We start from the raw sequence: 18,639 nt of genomic DNA on the forward strand, positions 1-18,639 counted from the left end.
TCGGCCACCTCAGGGCGTTACGATCTGGAGCAGCAGCTCGTATGCCGGCTCCGAGAAGAAGAAGAGCGCGAGGCATCCAAGCGATGTCACCGAAATCGCGATGAGGCATGGAATCGGTGCTTCGCGAATGCCCTCTTCGGCCTGTTGCCCGTCTTCCGCGTCGGGAGGCTTGCTGAAGAAGCCGTGGAAGGCGATGGGCAGCAGGTACATGATGTTCAGAATGGTGCTTAGAATCAGCACCACGACCATTGCCAAGTGACCTGCATCGAATGATCCCAGCATCAGATACCACTTGCCCCACATGCCGCCGAAGGGCGGCAGGCCGATAATACTGAGGCTGCCGATCAGGAAGGCGAAAGTGGTCAGCGGCATGGTGCGGCCGATGCCCCGCATTTGGCTGATCTCGGTCTTGTGACTGGCCACCATGATGGCGCCGGCGCAGAAGAACAGGGTGATCTTGCCGAAGGCGTGCATCACGAGATGCAGGCCGCTGCCGACGATGCCCCAACTCGTCGCCAGTATGGCGCCGAGCACGATGTAGGAGAGTTGGCTCACCGTCGAATAGGCGAGACGGCGCTTCAGGTTGTCCTGGCGCAACGCGATGATGGAGGCGATCAGAATGGTGGCGGCCGCTGCGTAGAGCAGCCAGCTCGTGTTCTCCGAGGCGTTCAGGTGGTCGAGGCCGAAGATATAGACGATCACCTTGATGACCGAAAAGACGCCGGCCTTGACCACGGCCACGGCATGCAAGAGAGCGCTCACCGGGGTCGGCGCCACCATGGCCGCCGGTAGCCATCGGTGCACCGGCATCAGCGCCGCCTTGCCGATTCCGTAGATGTAGAGGAACAGCAGCAGGCCGACCGCCGGCCCCTCGACCTTCCCGGCCAGGATTCCGCCGGACGTAAAGTCGAGCGTGCCGGTCGCCACCCAGGTCCAGATGATGGCCAGCAGCTGGAGGCCGATCGAGGTGCTGAGCAGGATGCCGAGGTAGGTGCGCCCGGCCATGGCCGATTTGTTGTCGCCCTTGTGGGTGACGAGCGGATAGGTCGAGAGCGTCAGCACCTCGTAGAAGATGAAAAGGGTCAGCATGTTGCCGGCGAAGGCGACGCCGATCGTGCTGCTTATGGCGATCGCGAAGCAAATGTAGAACCGGGTCTGATGTTCCTCGTTGTGGCCGCGCATGTAGCCGATCGAGTAGATCGAATTTACGATCCATAGAAATGAGGCCACGGCGGCGAAGATCATGCCGAGCGGTTCGACCTCGAAAGCAATCGGCAAGCCTGGGAAGATCTCGAACAGTTTCAGCACCGGGCGCTCGCCCGCCACGACCGCCGGTATGATCTGCAAGACGATGAGAAACAGCGCGCCGGCAGAGACCAGGGTCACGGTCTCGCGCAGGTTCGGGTGCTTGCCGGCCACGGCGATACCGATGCTGGCCGCGAAAGGCACCAGCATGGAAAGCGCGATCGCCGTTTCCAGGCTCATGACGGACCTGCAAGCAAGGCCGTGGCGGCGCTTCTGGCGACTCCGAGGGTGAGCTCGGTGTCGAGGCCGAAGTAGACGTTGGCGGCAACAAGGATCCAGGTCGGGATCAGCATAGAGAGCGGCGCCTCGCTGACTTCGGCGGCGCCGTCGGGTCGCGGCTGGAAGTAGGCCGCCTCGGCGATCCGCCAGACGTAGATCAGGGCCAGCAGCGAGGCGAACAGGACCAGGACCGCGAAGTACCAGTGACCGTCCTCCAGCGTCGCCTGGACCAGCACCCACTTGCTGACGAAGCCCGTGGTCAGCGGCACGCCGATCAGGCTCATGCCGCCGGCCACGATGGCCGCCATGGTCCAGGGCATGCGGGTGGCCAGCCCGGCCATGTCCTCCAGCTTGACCGAGCCGAGCCGCAGGAAGACCGCGCCGAGCGCCAGGAAGAGAGCGCCCTTGATCAGCGCGTGGTTGAACAGGTGAACGATGGTGGCGCTGATGCCGGTCGCGCTGACCAGGGCGATCCCAAGCACCATGTAGCCGATCTGCGCGACGCTGGAGTAGGCGAGCAGGCGCTTGGCGTCGGTCTGGAAGATCGCGACCGTGGAGGCGATCAGGATCGCCGCCAGGGCGAAGGGGCTCAAGAGCGGGATCAGAGGCACCTGGCCGAGCGCGAAGTCGAAGCCGAAGATGGTGAAGAACACACGGAGCAGCAGGTAGACCGAGACCTTGGTGGCGGTCGCCGCCAGGAAGGCGGTCACCACGGAGGGCGCGTAGCAGTAGGCGTTGGGCAGCCAGAGATGCAGCGGGAAGATCGCCGCCTTCAGCCCGATGCCGATGGTCAGGAAGACCAGGGCCATCTCGACGGTGCGCGTCTCGGCGACGCCGGGCACGCGCTGGGCCAGATCGGCCATGTTGAGCGTGCCGGTCATGGCGTAGAGCAGGCCGACGCCGATCAGGTAGAAGGTGGCGCCGATCGTGCCCATGATCAGGTACTGGAAGGCGGCCCTCAGCGCCCGGCGGTCGCGGCCAAGGGCGATCAGGGCGTAGGTCGAGAGCGAGGAGATCTCCAGGAAGACGAAGGCGTTGAAGGCGTCGCCGGTGATCGCGATGCCCATCAGCCCGGTCTGGCAGAGCAGATAGAGGGCGTAGAAGAGATGGCCTCGCTCGGGCTCGATTTCGGCTTCGACGCTCCGCCGCGCGAAGGGCAGGATCACCAGGTTGATCGCCGCGATGATCAGCAGCATGAAGGCGTTGGCTTCGTCGATCCGATACTCGATGCCCCAGGGCGGCTCCCAGCCGCCGAGGTGATAGCTGATCACGCCGCCGCTCATCACCTGGTCGAGCAGGGCCACGGCGGTGGCGAAGATGGCCCAGCTGATGACCATGGCCAGTAGCCAGCAAACATGCCGGTTGCCCAGCAGCAGGCAGAGCGGCGCGCCGATCAGGGGGATGACGATCTGCAGCGCCGGCAGGTTGCTCGCGATGACGGCAGGGATCACGGCTCGGCGTCCTGTTCGAGGATCTCGTCCTCCTCGATCGTGCCGTAGGCCTCGCGGATCCGTACGATCAGGGCGAGCGCCAGCGCCGCGGTCGCGACGCCGACCACGATCGCGGTCAGGATCAGCACGTGGGGCAGGGGATTGGAGTAGGTCTCGTACTGGTCGTTCAGGATCGGCGCCGTGCCGCCGGCCACCTTGCCGAGGGAGATGTAGAAAATGAAGACCGAGGTTTGGAATATGCTGAGGCCGACGATCTTCTTCACCAGGTTGCCGCGCGAGACCACGACGTAGAACCCGGTCATCATCAAGACCACGACGATCCAGTAGTTGTAGAGACCCGGCTCGATCATGACGGGCCGCTTCGGCGCCCGGCGAAGCCGTAGAAGATCGTGATCATGACCGCGGCGACGGTCACGCCGACCCCGAACTCTATGATCAGGATGCCCAGGTGCTGTCCGTGCACGGGATCCTCGGCGAGCACGTCGTAGTCCAGGTAAGTGCTGCCGCCGGTGATCCCGAAGATGCCGACGACGGCGTAGAGCAGCAGCCCGGCGCCGACCAGGAACTCGACGACGCGGGGCGGGATCACTCTCCGGGCCGCCTCGACGCCGAAGATGATGCCGTAGAGCACGATGCCGGCGGCGAAGATCACGCCGGCCTGGAACCCGCCGCCCGGGCCGAAGTCGCCGTGGAACTGCACGTAGAGGCCGAACAGCAGGATCGGGGGGATCAGCAGCTTGGCGATGATGCGCAGGACGAGATGGTGCTTCACGCGCCGTCCTCCGTCCCGCTCTTCGCGCCGCCATCCGTCTGCTCGCGCCGCCGCCGCCCGATGCCGAGCAGGATCATGACGCTGACGCCGGCGGTGAAGATCACGGCGACCTCGCCCAGGGTGTCGTAGCCCCGGTAGCTGGCCAGCACCGAGGTAACGATGTTGGGCACACCGACCTCGCGGCCCGATTCCTTGATATAGCGGGGGGCGACGTGCTGCTGCGCGGGGGCGTTGGGATCGCCCAGTTCCGGCAGGTCGAGCGTGCCGTAGATCAGCGCGGCGCCGGTCACGACGACCAGCGCCAGCGGGAGCCGGCTGCGCTTAGCCGGCTTGCGCTCCTTATCGGAGGTGAGGGAGAGCACGGCGAGCATTAGGATCGTCAGGATGCCGGCGCCCACCGCCGCCTCGGTGAAGGCGACGTCGACCGCGTCCAGGTCGACGAAGAGGCCGGCCGAGAGCAGGCTGTAGATGCCGGAAAGCATGACCACGGCGAAGAGGTCGTGGACCCGGACGATGGCGAAGGCGACGACCACCAGGAAAGACAGCAGAAGGATGTCGATCAGGTTTTCGATGGCGCGCCGTCCTTCTTCGGCTTGAGCAGCGGTCGCACCTGGCCGTGCAGCGCGGCCTTGGCCAGCGCGTGGGTCGAGGTGCAGCTGGTGAACAGGATGAAGAAGATGATCAGCAGCAGCTTCACCAGGTTCAGGCTCCAGCCCGACTGGGTCATCAGGCCGACCAGGATCAGCCCGGCGGCCAGCGTGTCGCCGATGCCGGCGGCGTGCATGCGGGTGAAGAGATCCGGCATGCGCAGCAGGCCGAGGCCCGCGATGGCCGCCATCAGCCCGCCGGAAACGAGCAGGGCCCAGCCCAGGATGTCGAGCGCCAGGTCGATCACGGCTCGCTCTCCGCGTCGGCCACCGTCGCCGGCGGATTGCGCTCTTCGCTGCCTTCGTGGCCGAGGTCGCGGTACTCGAAATACTTCAGGACCGCGATCGTGCCGACGAAGTTGATCAGGGCGTAGAGCAGCGAGATGTCGAGGAACTCCGGCCGGTCCGTCAGGTAGCCGAAGACCGCGACCAGGAGGACCGTCTTTGTGCCGAAGGTGTTCACCGCGAGGATCCGGTCATAGATCGTCGGGCCGAGCAGCGCCCGGGCCAGCGCCATGGCCATGGCGGCGAGCACGCCGAGGGTCGCCGCGGTGAACACTATTCGCCCACCATGCCGCAGACCCGCCGGTCCATCTCGCCGGTCCTCAGGTCGTCGGCGGTCTCACGGGTCAGCGCGTGCACCTCGATGCTGTTGCTCCAGACGTAGATCGACACCGTACCGGGCGTCAGCGTTATCGAGTTGGCGTAGATCACGCGCCCCAGGTCGTCGCTTTGGCTCGTGTCGACCTTCACCAGCTCGGGCGAGATCGGCAGCGAGGGCGAGACGATGATGCGCGCGACCGTGAAGTTGGACTTGACGATCTGCCAGAGCAGCCAGGACCAGTAGAACGGCGCGCGCCAGGTGAGGTGGATCGGGTGGCCTTCGCGATCGACCACGTCCATGCGCAGCGCGATCCAGGTGACGAGGACGCAGGAAACCGCGCCCAGACCGACGATCAGCGGATCGTAATGGCCGGACAGCAGCAGCCATACGATGGCAAGAGCGACCATAAGGCTGACGGCGTGAGCCAAGCATCCCCCCCCTCGAAACGCGCCGGTATTTCTTCCTTATTCGGATGCCGGCTGTTCTCTGCTTGAAGCCCTCCCACAGAGCATCGGCTGGATCATAGCGGCTGAGCAATCGCGGTAAAGACCCCAAAAGCCCGCTAACGGTCAGCCCCCGCGTCGTCGGCCTGCCAGGGGGTCGCCCAGCGCGCCGCCCGGTCGACCAAGAGGTAGAGCGTGATCGCGATCACGGCGAGCACCGCGAGCGCGGCGAACATGAGGTCGATCTGCATGCGGCCGGAGGTGTGCAGCATGAGGCGGCCGAGGCCCCCGGCGCTGCCGACCCACTCGCCGACCACGGCGCCGATCGGCGCCACCGCAGTGGCGACACGCAGCCCCGACATGAGCGCCGGCAGGGCGGCCGGGATGCGAATGTGCACGAGGACGCTGAAGCGCGACGCGCCCATGGTCTGGGCCAGGTCGAGCCAGCCGGGCTCGGTGCGCCTGAGGCCGTCGAAAAAGGCGCTGGTCACCGGGAAGTAGATGATCAAGGTCGCCATGGCGACCTTTGACGCCATGCCGTAGCCGAGCCAGAGCACCAGGATCGGCGCCAGCGCGAAGACCGGGATTGCCTGGCTCATCACGAGGACCGGCATTAGCCAGGCCCGGACCGGACGGAACCAGGCGATCGCGATGGCGCTGGCGCAGCCCAGCAAGGTGCCGAGCGCCAGGCCGGCCACGATCTCGATCAGGGTGATCCGCGCGTCCTTCAGCAGGGTCGGCCAGTGCTCGATCCCTGCCGAAAGCACGCGCAGCGGATCGGGCAGGATGTAGTGGGGCGCGCCGGTCAGCCAGACCACCGCCTGCCAGACGGCGATCAGGCCGAGCCCGATGATCGCGACGCGCCAGGCCTTCATAGCGCCGGCGCCTTGGCGCGGCCGAGGCGCGCCAGCAGCTCGGCCTGCAGGGCGATCAGGGCAGGATCGGCGGGGTCGCGCGGCGGCGCGCCCGGCGGCACCAGGGGCTCGTCGAGCCGCGCCGGGCGGCCGGCCATGACGTGGACCCGGTGGGCGAGGCGCAGGGCCTCGAGCGGGTCGTGGGTGATCAAGAGAACCGTACGCCCGGCCAGCAGCCGGGCCGCCAGCCCCTGCAGCTCGAGGCGGGTGATGGCGTCCAGCGCCGAGAAGGGCTCGTCCATCAGCACCACGGGGCGCCGCTCCATCAAGGTCCGGACCAGGGCGGTGCGCTGGCGCATGCCGCCGGAGAGCGCGCCCGGCCGCAGGTGCTCGGCCTCGGCCAGGCCGACCTGCCCCAGCAGCGTCCGGGCGCGCGCCGCGGCCTCGCCGGAAACCGCTTCGCCGCGCAGCCGGGCCCCCAGCTGGACGTTGGCCAGCACGCTGCACCAGGGCAGCAGCAGGTCCTGCTGGGCCATGTAGGCGACCCGTCGGCCGAGCGGCCGGCCCTCCCGGTCGGTCACCGTGCCGCGGGCGCCCTCCGCCAGGCCGGCGACCAGGCGCAGGAGGCTGGTCTTGCCGACGCCCGAGGGCCCCAGCAGGCAGGTGATCTCACCCGCAGGCAGGGCGAGGTCCAGGTGGTCGAACAGCAGCGCCGCGCCGTAGGACAGGGAGGCGCCGCGCACCAGTACCTCGGGCGGCGCCTCGGGAGCCTCCGGGACTGGGTCGTCTAGGATGTGCCGCGTCTCCGCCAAGCGGTGTCTCCAACCGAGCCGGCCAGGGAGCGGCGACTATGGCAAGGCCCTCCCGGAGCGACAAGCGAGGCGAAGTCTGCTATCTCCAGTCCGCGAAAGAAGGCCGGTGAACTTGATCAAATTCATCCTTCGACACGCTCAGGATGAGGGTATGTTTTTGAAGCATTTCGCCCTCACCCGCGTGCAGCGCGCGTGCTTCGCACGCTTGTCGAAGGGTGACGGTGCAGGGTACGCACCTCGCCAGCGGCCCACGTTCCATCGCCGATCGCCATGACCCCCGAGACCGACAGCGCGAATCTGGCCGACGAACGCCCCCGCTTCATCGGCAGCGAGATCTACCGGTCGTCGAGCTACGGCCGGCGCCACCCCCTGGCGATCCCGCGCGTCTCGACCTGCATCGACCTCTGCCGGGCGCTCGGCTGGCTGCCCGACGCGGTCTACCTCGACAGCCCGATGGCGACGCCGGCCCAGCTGGCGCGGTTTCACGAGCCGGCCTACGTGGCCGCGCTTCAAGAGGCCGAGCGGAGCCAGCGGGCCGGGCCCGAGGTCCGGCGGCGCTTCAACATCGGCTGCAACGGCAACCCCGTATTCCCCGAGATCTTCAGCCGGCCGGCCACGGCCTCGGGCGGCTCGATCCTGGCGGCCGAGCGCCTCCGCGATCCCGGCGTGGTCTACCACCCGGCCGGCGGGACCCACCACGGGCGGGCCGGGCGGGCCAGCGGCTTCTGCTATCTGAACGACCCGGTCCTGGCGATCCTGGGGCTGCTCGACCGGGGCCTCGAGCGGGTCTTCTATCTCGACGTCGACGCCCACCACGGCGACGGGGTGCAGGACGCCTTCGCCGACGACGGGCGCGTGCTGACCGTTTCGATCCACGAGGACGGCCGCTGGCCCATGGCGGGGCGGGCAGCGGGACCGGCAGAGGGACGAGACGGGGAGCGGGCCGCCGGCGGGGTCGACGACAGGGCCGGCGGCCTGGCGCGCAACCTGCCGGTTCCGGCGGGCCTGAACGACGACGAGCTGGCCTTCCTGCTGGAGTCCGCGGTGCTGCCGCTGGCCGAGCTCTACGGTCCCGAGGCCGTGGTCCTGCAGTGCGGCGCCGACGGCCTGGAGGACGATCCCTTGAGCCGGCTCTCGCTCTCGAACGGCGCGCTATGGCGGGTGGTGGCGGCGGTAAAGCCGCTGGCGCCGCGCCTGCTGGTGCTGGGCGGGGGCGGCTACAATCCCTGGTCGGTCGGCCGCTGCTGGGCCGGTGTCTGGGGGGTGCTGAACGGCTTCGCGCCGCCGGAGCGGCTGCCTGCGGAGGCCGAGGGGGTGCTGCGCGGGCTCTCCTGGCGGCACAGCCGGGGCCGCAACCCACACGAGCATTGGTTCGTCACCCTGGCGGACCGGCCGCGCAGGGGCCCGATCCGCGAACAGGTGCGCGGGCTACCGCGAAGAGTCTTGGAAGGAGGCCTGTAAGAAGCGCCTCTGGGCGGCTAGGGCCGGCTCAGGCCTCGGGCTCGGCGGCGACGTGGTCGACCGCGCGCCAGCCTTCGCCGGCGGCGACCAGGCAGCTCATGCCCTGGGGCGTGGTGACGATGATCGTCCAGGTGTTGCCGTCGCCGGTGGAGAGAACCTCGACCAGACCGCCCGTGTTGGTCACGCCGACAGCGACCGGCGCTTCCTGGTACTTGTTCGCGAGCAGCGAAAGCACGTTGTCGCGCTTATTGCACTGATTCTGGCCATTTTGACTTTGGGCGGCGGCAGCGGACGAGAAGACCGCAAGGACCGTACCAAGCAACAGAGTCTTCCACATCGGATGCCTCGTGGGTTCTTGATCGACGGCCGGTTTTGCTCAAACCAACCCCGCCAGTGTCGAGTAAAGCCGTAAACATGGCATTAAGGTTGGGTAAAGAAAGGCTTAATGGCCCGGCTTTCTCCACCATGCCTTGCCTTTGCGGCAAATGCGCCCGCGGGCGGGGTCCAGCTTATCGCTTCCGGCCTAGGGTTAACCCGTCGCCGACGGGGATCATCGACAGCGTGACCCGCTCGTCGTGATGCATCTTGAGGTTGAGCGCGCGAATGGCCTCCGTGTCGGGGTCCTCGGCCTCCGGGTCGATCACCTGGCCGTCCCATAGCACGTTGTCGATCAAGAGCAGCCCGCCTGGCCGCAGCAGCTCCAGGGCCCGCTCGACGTAGCCGTCGTAGTTCCGCTTGTCGGCGTCGACGAAGGCCAGGTCGAAGCGCCCGGCCTCGCCCGCCGCAAGCAGCGCGTCGAGGGTCTCCAGCGCCGGCGCCAGGCGCAGGTCGATTCGCTCGGCGACCCCCGCCTCGGCCCAGGTGCGCCGGGCCACCGCCGTGGTCTCGGCGTCGACGTCGCAGGTGACGATCCGGCCCTCGGGTCCCGCCGCCTCGGCCATGCAGAGCGCCGAGTAGCCGGTGAAGGTGCCGACCTCCAAGATGCACCGGGCGCCGGTCAGCTCGACCAGCAGGCCCATGAACTGGCCCTGCTCCGGGGCGATCTGCATGGCCGCGTGGGGCAGCTTGGCGGTCTCCTCGCGCAGGCGGGCACGGATGGGCGTGTCCCGCAGCGAGACGCCGAGCAGGTACTGGTAGAGATCGTCGGACAGGCTGATGCCGCGGCTGGCCATGGTCGGTCCCCTCGCCGGTGAAGCGCCTTTATAGGGCGGCGTCTCCCGGGGCGGCAAGGCGAGGCGGGGGCAAGCCGGGGCGCGGCTTGTCTCCCGGCGCCGAAGCGTCGTAGATTCGGGGCTGATCGGATCCATTACGGGTCCCCGAGGGAATCGCGTTGGGGGGCGAAACCCATGTCCGAGAAGAACGTCAGCGAGCTGCTCAACATCATCCGGGCCGGCGCCGGGGTCACCCTCCGCGCCAGCCATTTCGCGGTCGACGACATCCTGCCCTTGGCCCGGGCGGCCGCCGAGGCCTCGGTGCCGCTGCGCGTGGTCGGCGCGCTCGACTGGCGGACCCACGACCTGGTCGAGATCGCCAAGATCGGCAAGGGCCACGTGATCTTCGAGTAGCGCCCGGCCCGGGCTCCCACGGGATTGCCTTCGGGCGCGCAAAACCTTAGGTTCTGCCCGGGTCGCGACGGAGTGCCGGGGTGTAGCTCAGTCTGGTAGAGTGCCTGCTTTGGGAGCAGGATGTCGGCGGTTCGAATCCGTCCACCCCGACCACCGACGAGACCGCGCGATAGCGGAGGCCGCCATGCAAGTCAGGATCTATCAGCCGCCCAAGACCGCCATGCAGTCCGGCCAGGGCAACACCAAGAAGTGGGTGATGGAGTTCGAGCCGGAATCGGCCCGCCGGGTCGAGCCGCTGATGGGCTGGACCTCGTCGCGCGACACCAAGGGCCAGGTCCGGCTGCGCTTCGACACGGCCGACGAGGCCGTGGCCTACGCCCGCAAGCACGGCCTGATGTACACCCTGGAGCGGCCCCACGAGCGCAAGCACCGGCCCAAGGCCTACGCCGACAACTTCCGCTACGGCCGCCTCGGCCGCTGGACCCACTGAACCTAGCTCGGGCTGCCTGAACCCAGGCGCCCCCTTTTAGTAGACGGATGACCGCTCGCGGATATAGTGCCGGCGAAAGCGCCCGTAGCTCAGCTGGTTAGAGTGCGGATATAGTGCCGCCAAGAGCGCCCGTAGCTCAGCTGGATAGAGCAGCGGACTTCTAATCCGCAGGGCCGCGGAGCGGCAGCGCGCAGCGCGGTTCGAATCCTGCCGGGCGCGCCATTTGGTAGACGGATTACCTTTTGCGGATATAGTGCCGCCAAGAGCGCCCGTAGCTCAGCTGGATAGAGCAGCGGACTTCTAATCCGCAGGTCGCAGGTTCGAATCCTGCCGGGCGCGCCAGCTCCTTGTTGTCCGGCCCGGACACATAGGTAACACTTTGTACCGGAGACATGGGTTACAGATTACTCCCGAGACATAGGTAACACATTTCTGCCGAAGGGGTCCTCGATAGGCTCGAGGCGGCAGGTATCTTCGTCGAAGTATCCCAGGTCGTAGAAGCGCCGGCGCTTGCGCCGCTGGACCAGACCGTGCCGGTCGAGCACCGCATGCACCGTGCTGACGGCCGGCGCCTTGATGTCTGGATAGAGCCGCCCGAGCTTCTCGCGGATCTTCGGGGCGCCCCAGCTAGGCTGCTCCTTCTTCACCGACACGATCAGGCTTTCGATCTGGAACGGCAGCTTGTTGGCCTGACGGTAGGGCCGGCGGGAGCGGTCCGTCAGCCCCTCCAGCCCATCTGCTTGTAGCGCTCGAAGATCTTGTAGTCGGTCTTTCGGGATATCCCGAAAGACCGGCACAACGGCGCCATCTTCTCGCCGTCCAGCAACCTCGCCACGAAACGAACGCGCTCATCCATGGGGCTACACTCCTTCCACGGCATTTCCGGATCCCCCCGAAAATGCCAAAAAGTGTTACCCATGTGTCCGAAATGGACTGTCACCTAATGTCTCGGGAAGGACACTACCGGGCGAGAAGACCGACCGCCGCCCGGCCGGGCGGGGCGCGTGCCTCGCGCAACCGCGGCTCGGCCAGCGGCGGCACGTTCCGTGACGAACCGGCCACCCAGTCCTCCGGAATCAGCGCGGCGAAGGTCTCAAGGTCGGCGACGGCGACCTCCAGCGCGACCGTCACGCGGTCCTCCAGGACCCTCACCTCGGCGATGTTCGGCGCGGTCTCGGCGCCGGTCGGGTTGAGCCAGTCGGCCTGCGCCGGGCGGACCAAGAGGGCCGCCAGCAGCAGGTTCGCCGCAACGGCAAGGCCCACGTCTTTGCGGCCCGTCCAGGCTGCCTCGCCGGTGTACATCTTCTAGAACGGGCAGGTGCGTGACCTTCCGGCAGCGGCAAATCGGCTCCTCGGGCAAACACGGCCCGGACCCCGAGGGACCCGCGGCCTCGATCGGGTCGAACAATAAGCACCTGCCCGCTGCGGGCAAGCGGGCGGAGACTCTCACGCGGGGGCAGGGTTCGACCGGGATCCGGGTCACGAAGCGAGTCGCGTTCGTAGGGGCGTTATGCTACTGATTTAACTGAACTGGACGTGTGATCCGGGCAGAGGGAGACCTCTGCGCCGGGGACCTTGTTTCCGGCGGCAAAAGGCACCTTATCTCTACGTAAGCAACAGGTGGGAGCATTGACATGGCGAAATCGCACGGTCTCAACCTTGATCTCAAACTCGTCGAGCAGCCCGATGATCTATGGGGCCGGCTGTTTTTCGCCTGGGTTAGGTACCTGTCGGAACAGAACGCGGTGAACCAGGAAAGACTGGGCGCGCTCGAACAGGCCGTCGCGGAGCTGGCCAAGGCGGTCGAGGGCGCCTTGCCGGAAGACTCTGGAGAGATCACCAAGGCGGTGTCCGCCCTGCAGGAAACCCACGATCACTGGAAAGAGCAGTCGAAGCGTGGACTCGACATCGTCGAGCACATGGCCGTCATCCTCAAGCAGATCAGCGCGACTCAAAAAGGCTGACGAGAGCCTATTCCAGGACGGGCGCCCCTCGCGGCGGGCGCGCGATCCGTCCAGGATCACCGAAGCTTTTGGGAGGAGCGGCATGTCGGTACCGTGCAGATTCGAAAGAAGCCTGCTGGACTTCGAGGAGTTCGAACTCGTCCGGACGACCCACCATCCGATGATCTACGAGCTTAGCGGGTCGGAGCTTTTCACGACCCAGGACCGTCTCCGGAAGCTGCGCGACAGGGAGCGGACCCTGTCACGCGAGAAGCGCAGGGAGGCGCGCGGCAAGGGAGCGGCGCGCGGCGGCAATTTCCCCGGCACGGCCGAGCACCCGAAGATGCGCAAGATGGTCTTTACCGCGGCCTTGAAGCGGATAAACAAGGAGATCAAGCGCCTGCGCAAGCTCGAGGCGCGCGCGGCCAATGTCGAAGCGGCGCGCCGCGCGCTTGCAAAGCATCGCGCCGCGAAGTTCCGGCATCATCCGGCGGCGGAGAGCGAGGGGGGCGACGATTTCCGCGCCTTGCCGAGCCGGCGGCGGCGCTTCGTCGTACCGCCTTGGCGGGTCGGCAGCATCTCGCAGCACACCAAGACGAGACAGGCGGCAAGAGACGCTCGAGGCGTCTGATTCCAGCCGGCATCCAGACGCCGGATCAATCAGACTCAAGCGGCCGGGCAGTGTCCGAGCAGGTGGTCGCCGCCGTCCAGCGCGACGATCTGGCCGGTGACGGAGCGTGCCTGGATCAGGAAGTCGACCGCCTGGCAGATCTCGTCGAGCGCGGCCGGCCGCTTGAGGGGCAGGCGCTGGCAGCGCTGCTCGAACTGCTCGGGCGTCTGACCGACGACCGGCAGGGTCGGCCCCGGGCCGATGCCGTTGACCCGGACCTGGGGCGCCAGCGCCTGGGCCAGGCCGCGCGTGGCGGTCGCCAGGCCGGTCTTCGAGAGCGTGTAGCTGAGGTGCCGCGGCGTCGGGTTTAGGACCCGCGAGTCCAGCATGTTGATGACGACGCCGCCGCGGCCCGGCGCCAGCCCCTCCGCGAAGTGCTGGGTCAACGTCAGTGGCGTGCGCAGGTTGAGGTCCATGTGCCGGGCGAAGGACGCCTCGTCCAGGGTCTCGATGTCGTCCCACTCGAAGATCGAAGCGTTGTTGATCAGCACGCCGAGCGGACCGGCGCGCTTCTCGGCGCGCGCGATCAGGTCGCGCGCATCGCCGTCACGCGACAGATCGGCATGCAGCAGTTCGGCGCGGCCGCCGGCCCCGGCGATTTCGTCGCCGAGCGCCATCGCGGTCTGGGCCGAGCGGTTGAAGTGGATGACCACCGGCCAGCCCCGTTTCGCCAGGTGACGCGCGATGGCCGCGCCGATCCGCTGCGCGCCGCCTGTCACCAGGACGGCGCTGTTATCCGGCCTCGGGTCGGTCGGCGTTCCGCTCCGCGGCCCGGTCTCGAAACGCAGCGAGACCGGCGCGTTCATGCGACGATGCCGGCCGGCCTGCCGACGATGCTGAGGAATTCCTGCCGCGTCGCGCTGTCGTCGCGGAAGCAGCCCAGCATGCGGCTGGTCACCATGGAGACGCCCGGCTTGTGGATGCCGCGGGTCGTCATGCACTGGTGCTGCGCCGTGATCACCACCGCCACGCCGTGGGGCTCAAGCACCTCGTCGATGGTGTTGGCCACCTGGGCGGTCAGCTTCTCCTGGATCTGCAGACGCCGGGCGTAGACGTCGAGCACCCGCGCCAGCTTGCTGATGCCGACCACGCGGCGCTTGGGGAAGTAGGCGATGTCGGCCTTGCCGATGATCGGCACCATGTGGTGCTCGCAGTGGCTCTCGAAGCCGATGTCGCGCAGCAGCACCATCTCGTCGTAGCCGTCGGTCTCCTCGAAGGTCCGGGTCAGCATCTCGCGCGGATCGTCCTCGTAGCCGCCGAAGAACTCCAGGTAAGAACGCACGACGCGGTTCGGCGTGTCGACCAGGCCTTCCCGGTCGGGGTCATCCCCGGCCCAGCGGATCAGAGTCCGGACGGCGGCCTCCGCCTCCTCCTGGGTGGGCTTGTCGGATTGCATGGCAGGGTCGAGACCGGCGACCGAGGCGCGGAGCGCCTCACGCGAGAGCGGTGCATTCATGAGAGGGGTTCCTTGTAGTGAAGCCGCATCTGCTACGAGCCTGCCCGGCCGGCGGATCATGTGGGCGGCTTCCCGGTCCGCGGGCCCGGCAAATCCAAGGGGGGCGCGCGAGCGTATTCTCGGTCATGGAAACAGCAGCAAAATTGACCGTCTTCTACGACGGAGCGTGTCCTCTCTGCCGGCGCGAGATCGATTTCTACCGCCGGCGGCGCGGCGCCTCGGAGCTTGCCTGGATCGACGTCAGCCAGCATGCCGAGAACGAAGTCGTCCCCGGCCTCACCAAGTCCCAGGCGCTCGCCCGCTTCCACACCCGCCGGCCCGACGGCACCCTGGTGTCCGGCGGGGCCGCTTTCGCCGAGCTCTGGGCGGCGCTGCCCACGTTCCGCGCCCTCGGCGGGATCATGAAGCGGCCGCCGCTGGTCTGGGCTCTCGACCTCGCCTACCCGCTCTTCCTGAAGTTTCGGCCGCGCCTGCAGCGGCTGCTCGCCGCCAAGCCGGCGTCCGGCCTGCCGCGCTGGCTGGAGCAGGACCTGCGCTCGGACCACGCCGGCGAGACCGGGGCCGTGGCGATCTACCGCGGGATCCTGGCGGTCACGCGGGACGCCGAGGTACGCCGCTTCGCCGAGGACCACATCGAGACCGAGCGGGAACACCTCCGCCTGATCGAGACCGTCTTCCCGCGCGAGAAGGGCAGTCTCGTCCTGCCGATCTGGCGGCTGGCGGGCTTCATTACCGGCGCGCTGCCGGCATTGTTCGGCGCCCGGCCGGTCTTCGCCACGGTCGACGCGGTCGAGACCTTCGTGGACCACCACTACCGGGAGCAGATCGAGCGGATCGGCGACACGCCCGAGCTGCAGTCGCTCAAGGAGCTCCTGGTCCGCTGCCGCGAGGACGAGCTGCGCCACCGCGACGAGGCCCGGGTGCTCCAGGACCGCCGGCCGGGGCCGCTGCTCGGCGCCTGGCGTTGGATGGTCGGCTCCGGCTCGGCGGCGGCCGTCGCCGTCGCGCGCCGCGTCTAGACGGAAATCGCAATGGACCTCGCACCGGCGACCCGCGCCGAAGGCCTGCGCCGCCTGACCGACTTCCTGCCGCGCGCCGGCCGCGACTACGCGCGCCTCCGGAACCACGACCTGGGACCCGGCCGGCACGAACACGTCTCCGGCCTTTCACCCTATATCCGGCACCGCCTGGTGCTGGAAGAGGAGGCGGCTTCGGCGGTGCTCGCGCGGCACAGTTTCTCCGCCGCCGAGAAGTTCATCCAGGAGGTCTTCTGGCGGACCTATTGGAAGGGCTGGCTGGAGCGCCGGCCGGGCGTCTGGACCGCCTACCGCGGCGAGGTGCTGCGCCTGGCCGAGGCGCTCGGCGAGGACAGCGACCTGCGCACGCGCTGGGAAGAGGCGACGGCGGGACGGACCGGCATCGCCTGCTTCGATGCCTGGGCCCGGGAGCTCATCGAGACCGGCTACCTGCACAACCACGCCCGCATGTGGTTCGCGAGCGCCTGGATCTTCACCCTCGAGCTGCCCTGGGCGCTCGGCGCCGATTTCTTCCTGCGCCACCTGCTGGACGGGGACCCGGCCTCGAACACCTTGTCTTGGCGCTGGGTCGCCGGCCTGCAGACCAAGGGCAAGACCTACCTGGCACGCCCCGACAACATCGCCAAGTACACCGACGGCCGCTTCCCGCCGGTGCGCGGGCTGGCGCCGACGGCGCCGCCGCTCGACGGTCCGCCGCATCCCGAGGCCGGGGCCCCGCCGGACCCGTTGCCCTGGGACCCCTCCCTGCCGAGCGGTCTTCTGGTCACGGAAGAGGATATGGCGCCCGAGACCCTGCTCGGGAGCGGCGGCCCATTCCTCGGCTGCGCGACGCTGAACGCGACGCGCGGCCGCTCGCCGCTGCCCGTTTCGGAGCGGGTTCTCAGCTTCGTGGACGAGGGCCTGGCGGACGTGCGCGCCCGCTCCGATGCCGCCTGGGGGGACCAGGGCGAGGCCGCCGAACCGGACCTCGACGGCCTTGTCGAATGGGCGCGCGGGCTCGGCCTGCGTCAGGTCGTGACGCCCTACGCCCCGGTGGGCCCGACGGCGGAGACCCTGGACCGACTCTCCGAAAAGCTCGCCGCCGACGGGATTGGTCTGGTTCAGGTCCTGCGCAACTGGGACCGCCAGGCCTGGCCCCATGCGTCCCGGGGCTTCTTCCCCTTCCGCGCCAAGATTCCCGCCATTCTGGGGCGGGTGCGGGCGGCCGCTGATCAGCCGGAACGCCGTTCCGCCTGAACCCGTTCTTACAGTTGAAAGCGCTAAGCGTGGCCGGCCTGAGGCCCGGAAACATCGGCGTCCTCGGCCGCGATGATCGCGGTTTGAACAAGCTCGGCCGCCATCCTGGCCGCGATGTCCTGGGAGCCGTGGATCATGCGCGCCCGTATCGCGAGCGTCATGGCGACGGCCTGCAGCACGTCGCCGTTGCTCGCATCGCCGACCAGCGCGATCTCCCGGTCGATGGCCTCGAGCATGGCCGATATCATCTGACCGACCCGGACGGGGTCGCCGGTATCGCGGTGCAGCGGGAACTCGAAGTCCAGGTTGCTGCCGGTCGCGGTGGTCGCGCGGTAGGGAAGAGTCTTCATGAGGGCCTCGATGGGATCCGCTCTAGCGGGCGGCGAGCAGCACCAGGATCGCCAGGGCGGCGAGCAGCTGGGCTCCGTTGATCCAGACCGACAGCTTGTGCAGGCGGTCGAAGGACTTGCCCGCGCCCGAGTCGCCGGCCAGCATGGCGTCCCGGTGGCGATTGATGCGGGGCATGAGCATCTGGCGGCACACGACGGCGCCGGCGGCGATCGCCGCCATGGCCGCGGCGTAGAGCGGCAGGGCGAAGGCCAGAGCGAGGGCCGCGACCAGGGAAAGCACGAGAACGACGAGGTAGTACCAGGGGAAGACACTGCGGATGAAGCGTCCGGCCGTCGCCTCCTCCAGCTTGATGAAGACCAGCGGCGCCATGACGCAGGAGAAGAAGGCCATCGACCCAAAGAGCGTGGCGGTCGATACTTGGCCGAGGACGGTGAGGAAGCTGTTCATTGCGACCATTCCTACGACGTCGACCCGCCCGCGGATCTGCCGGCGCCGGCCCCGATCCGGCGCGGCGGCTCTTCCTGGCGGGCTTGCTGGCGCTGCCGGGGACGGGTCTTCCTCTCGTCGCGGCAGCGAAGCGCGGGGCGGATGAGGCCATGCTGATCGACGATTTCGCCTCCAGGGACCTGGTCTCCAGCCTGGGTACGCGGTGGCGCGGCGTCAGTGACCGGGTCATGGGCGGGATCTCCGAGGCCAGCGTCCGCGCCGAGGTGATCGACGGCCGGCCCTGCCTGCGTCTCTCGGGCGAGGTGCGCCTCGAGAACGACGGCGGCTTCATCCAGGCCGCCCTGGATCTGGCGCCGGAAGGGGCGACCTTGGACGCCTCGAACTTCGCCGGTCTCCGCGCCCTGGTGCGCGGCAACGGCGAGCGCTACTCGGTGCATCTGCGCACGGCCGACATTGTTCGGCCCTGGCAATCCTACCGCGCCCACTTCACCGCCGGCCCCGAGTGGACCGACGTGCAATTGCCCTTCACGGCGTTCCGGCCCTATCGCCTGGAGGCGCCGCTCGACGTATCGAGGTTGCGCCGTGTCGGTCTGGTCGCCATCGGGCGGGCCTTCACCGCCGACCTCGCGGTCGCCGAGCTGGCCTTCATCCGCTGATCCGCGAAAGTGGAGCATAGCGGGCGGGCCCCCTCACTCTCCCGCTGGCGCGGGCCCCTCCCTCTCCCCGGTTGGGGGTGAGCGGATACGTAGGTGAAAGATTTGACGGGATAGATCGCTGACACGGCGGCGAGGCCGTGCCCCTGGCCGAGGGCCTAGACTTTTCACCACAGAGACACAGAGAGCACAGAGAACCATAAAGGGAGTTGGTTGCGCGCGA

At 68.2% G+C, this 18,639-nt stretch carries 27 protein-coding genes and 3 tRNA genes; 11 read left to right on the plus strand and 19 right to left on the minus strand.

Annotation, left to right across the window (positions count from 1 at the left end):
* Nucleotides 1-9 precede the first annotated feature (9 nt).
* The 10 genes from QNJ67_02410 to QNJ67_02455 form a co-directional block, all read right to left on the minus strand.
* Entirely contained in the window at nt 10-1,485 is a 1,476-nt protein-coding gene (locus tag QNJ67_02410; GenBank protein MDJ0607802.1) for a monovalent cation/H+ antiporter subunit D family protein, read from the minus strand.
* On the minus strand, nt 1,482-2,975 hold the full coding sequence (locus tag QNJ67_02415) for a monovalent cation/H+ antiporter subunit D family protein (protein MDJ0607803.1): 1,494 nt from the start codon (nt 2,973-2,975) through the stop codon (nt 1,482-1,484). The genes QNJ67_02410 and QNJ67_02415 overlap by 4 nt, the downstream gene beginning before the upstream one ends.
* Nucleotides 2,972-3,325, minus strand: a complete 354-nt coding sequence (locus QNJ67_02420) for a cation:proton antiporter subunit C (protein ID MDJ0607804.1) — start codon at nt 3,323-3,325, stop codon at nt 2,972-2,974. The genes QNJ67_02415 and QNJ67_02420 overlap by 4 nt, the downstream gene beginning before the upstream one ends.
* Entirely contained in the window at nt 3,322-3,747 is a 426-nt protein-coding gene (locus tag QNJ67_02425) for a Na(+)/H(+) antiporter subunit B (protein MDJ0607805.1), read from the minus strand. Before QNJ67_02425 ends, QNJ67_02420 begins: the two co-directional genes overlap by 4 nt.
* A complete protein-coding gene (locus QNJ67_02430) occupies nt 3,744-4,280 on the minus strand; it encodes a DUF4040 domain-containing protein (GenBank protein MDJ0607806.1) in 537 nt (178 codons plus the stop codon). Before QNJ67_02430 ends, QNJ67_02425 begins: the two co-directional genes overlap by 4 nt.
* A 26-nt stretch (nt 4,281-4,306) precedes the next feature.
* The gene (gene mnhG / locus QNJ67_02435) at nt 4,307-4,642 is read right to left on the minus strand and encodes a monovalent cation/H(+) antiporter subunit G (GenBank protein ID MDJ0607807.1); all 336 of its coding nucleotides are present in this window, start codon (nt 4,640-4,642) and stop codon (nt 4,307-4,309) included.
* Complete coding sequence (locus QNJ67_02440) at nt 4,639-4,953, minus strand: MrpF/PhaF family protein (protein ID MDJ0607808.1); 315 nt, start codon at nt 4,951-4,953, stop codon at nt 4,639-4,641. Before QNJ67_02440 ends, mnhG begins: the two co-directional genes overlap by 4 nt.
* The gene (locus QNJ67_02445; GenBank protein ID MDJ0607809.1) at nt 4,953-5,426 is read right to left on the minus strand and encodes a Na+/H+ antiporter subunit E; all 474 of its coding nucleotides are present in this window, start codon (nt 5,424-5,426) and stop codon (nt 4,953-4,955) included. The genes QNJ67_02440 and QNJ67_02445 overlap by 1 nt, the downstream gene beginning before the upstream one ends.
* A 134-nt stretch (nt 5,427-5,560) precedes the next feature.
* Entirely contained in the window at nt 5,561-6,316 is a 756-nt protein-coding gene (locus tag QNJ67_02450) for an ABC transporter permease (protein ID MDJ0607810.1), read from the minus strand.
* Nucleotides 6,313-7,107, minus strand: coding sequence for an ABC transporter ATP-binding protein (locus QNJ67_02455; GenBank protein ID MDJ0607811.1), 795 nt, complete (start codon nt 7,105-7,107; stop codon nt 6,313-6,315). Before QNJ67_02455 ends, QNJ67_02450 begins: the two co-directional genes overlap by 4 nt.
* Before the next feature lie 270 nt (nt 7,108-7,377).
* On the opposite strand from QNJ67_02455, the gene QNJ67_02460 reads away from it, so the two are divergent.
* Complete coding sequence (locus QNJ67_02460; protein MDJ0607812.1) at nt 7,378-8,568, plus strand: acetoin utilization protein AcuC; 1,191 nt, start codon at nt 7,378-7,380, stop codon at nt 8,566-8,568.
* 28 nt (nt 8,569-8,596) lie between these two features.
* On the opposite strand, the gene QNJ67_02465 is transcribed toward QNJ67_02460, so the two are convergent.
* Nucleotides 8,597-8,803, minus strand: a complete 207-nt coding sequence (locus tag QNJ67_02465; protein MDJ0607813.1) for a hypothetical protein — start codon at nt 8,801-8,803, stop codon at nt 8,597-8,599.
* 274 nt (nt 8,804-9,077) lie between these two features.
* On the minus strand, nt 9,078-9,740 hold the full coding sequence (locus tag QNJ67_02470; GenBank protein MDJ0607814.1) for a class I SAM-dependent methyltransferase: 663 nt from the start codon (nt 9,738-9,740) through the stop codon (nt 9,078-9,080).
* Between the two features lie 174 nt (nt 9,741-9,914).
* On the opposite strand from QNJ67_02470, the gene QNJ67_02475 reads away from it, so the two are divergent.
* From QNJ67_02475 to QNJ67_02495, 5 genes are all read left to right on the plus strand, one after another.
* Nucleotides 9,915-10,133, plus strand: coding sequence for a hypothetical protein (locus QNJ67_02475; protein ID MDJ0607815.1), 219 nt, complete (start codon nt 9,915-9,917; stop codon nt 10,131-10,133).
* A 76-nt stretch (nt 10,134-10,209) separates the two neighbouring features.
* Nucleotides 10,210-10,286, plus strand: a tRNA-Pro gene (locus tag QNJ67_02480).
* 31 nt (nt 10,287-10,317) lie between these two features.
* A complete protein-coding gene (locus QNJ67_02485; GenBank protein MDJ0607816.1) occupies nt 10,318-10,623 on the plus strand; it encodes an ETC complex I subunit in 306 nt (101 codons plus the stop codon).
* A gap of 125 nt (nt 10,624-10,748) precedes the next feature.
* Nucleotides 10,749-10,845: transfer RNA gene (locus QNJ67_02490), tRNA-Arg, on the plus strand.
* Nucleotides 10,846-10,888: 43 nt separating this feature from the next.
* Nucleotides 10,889-10,965: transfer RNA gene (locus QNJ67_02495), tRNA-Arg, on the plus strand.
* Nucleotides 10,966-11,027: 62 nt separating this feature from the next.
* On the opposite strand, the gene QNJ67_02500 is transcribed toward QNJ67_02495, so the two are convergent.
* From QNJ67_02500 to QNJ67_02510, 3 genes are all read right to left on the minus strand, one after another.
* Entirely contained in the window at nt 11,028-11,402 is a 375-nt protein-coding gene (locus tag QNJ67_02500; GenBank protein MDJ0607817.1) for a helix-turn-helix domain-containing protein, read from the minus strand.
* Nucleotides 11,342-11,479 (minus strand): hypothetical protein, encoded by a 138-nt coding sequence (locus QNJ67_02505; GenBank protein MDJ0607818.1) that lies wholly within the window; start codon nt 11,477-11,479, stop codon nt 11,342-11,344. Before QNJ67_02505 ends, QNJ67_02500 begins: the two co-directional genes overlap by 61 nt.
* Before the next feature lie 104 nt (nt 11,480-11,583).
* Nucleotides 11,584-11,886, minus strand: coding sequence for a hypothetical protein (locus QNJ67_02510; protein MDJ0607819.1), 303 nt, complete (start codon nt 11,884-11,886; stop codon nt 11,584-11,586).
* A 371-nt stretch (nt 11,887-12,257) separates the two neighbouring features.
* Between QNJ67_02510 and QNJ67_02515 the strand changes: the two genes are divergently transcribed.
* Together QNJ67_02515 and QNJ67_02520 are read left to right on the plus strand one after the other, a co-directional pair.
* Nucleotides 12,258-12,587, plus strand: a complete 330-nt coding sequence (locus QNJ67_02515) for a hypothetical protein (GenBank protein MDJ0607820.1) — start codon at nt 12,258-12,260, stop codon at nt 12,585-12,587.
* Between the two features lie 82 nt (nt 12,588-12,669).
* The gene (locus QNJ67_02520) at nt 12,670-13,197 is read left to right on the plus strand and encodes a hypothetical protein (GenBank protein ID MDJ0607821.1); all 528 of its coding nucleotides are present in this window, start codon (nt 12,670-12,672) and stop codon (nt 13,195-13,197) included.
* 35 nt (nt 13,198-13,232) lie between these two features.
* Here QNJ67_02520 and QNJ67_02525 read toward each other — a convergent pair whose 3' ends face one another.
* Both QNJ67_02525 and folE read right to left on the minus strand, forming a co-directional pair.
* Entirely contained in the window at nt 13,233-14,042 is an 810-nt protein-coding gene (locus QNJ67_02525) for an SDR family oxidoreductase (GenBank protein MDJ0607822.1), read from the minus strand.
* On the minus strand, nt 14,039-14,632 hold the full coding sequence (folE, locus tag QNJ67_02530; protein ID MDJ0607823.1) for a GTP cyclohydrolase I FolE: 594 nt from the start codon (nt 14,630-14,632) through the stop codon (nt 14,039-14,041). Before folE ends, QNJ67_02525 begins: the two co-directional genes overlap by 4 nt.
* Nucleotides 14,633-14,835: 203 nt before the next feature.
* Here folE and QNJ67_02535 point away from each other — a divergent pair, with 203 nt between their 5' ends.
* Nucleotides 14,836-15,711, plus strand: a complete 876-nt coding sequence (locus QNJ67_02535; protein MDJ0607824.1) for a demethoxyubiquinone hydroxylase family protein — start codon at nt 14,836-14,838, stop codon at nt 15,709-15,711.
* A gap of 12 nt (nt 15,712-15,723) precedes the next feature.
* Nucleotides 15,724-16,965, plus strand: a complete 1,242-nt coding sequence (locus tag QNJ67_02540; GenBank protein ID MDJ0607825.1) for an FAD-binding domain-containing protein — start codon at nt 15,724-15,726, stop codon at nt 16,963-16,965.
* A gap of 23 nt (nt 16,966-16,988) precedes the next feature.
* Here QNJ67_02540 and QNJ67_02545 read toward each other — a convergent pair whose 3' ends face one another.
* Complete coding sequence (locus QNJ67_02545) at nt 16,989-17,315, minus strand: hypothetical protein (protein ID MDJ0607826.1); 327 nt, start codon at nt 17,313-17,315, stop codon at nt 16,989-16,991.
* Between the two features lie 22 nt (nt 17,316-17,337).
* Nucleotides 17,338-17,763, minus strand: a complete 426-nt coding sequence (locus QNJ67_02550; protein MDJ0607827.1) for a DUF4149 domain-containing protein — start codon at nt 17,761-17,763, stop codon at nt 17,338-17,340.
* Nucleotides 17,764-17,912: 149 nt separating this feature from the next.
* Here QNJ67_02550 and QNJ67_02555 point away from each other — a divergent pair, with 149 nt between their 5' ends.
* A complete protein-coding gene (locus tag QNJ67_02555) occupies nt 17,913-18,419 on the plus strand; it encodes a CIA30 family protein (protein MDJ0607828.1) in 507 nt (168 codons plus the stop codon).
* The last annotated feature ends 220 nt before the right edge of the window (nt 18,420-18,639 follow it).

The organism is Kiloniellales bacterium (assembly GCA_030064845.1).
In the GTDB taxonomy this organism is placed as follows: Bacteria; Pseudomonadota; Alphaproteobacteria; order Kiloniellales; family JAKSDN01; genus JASJEC01.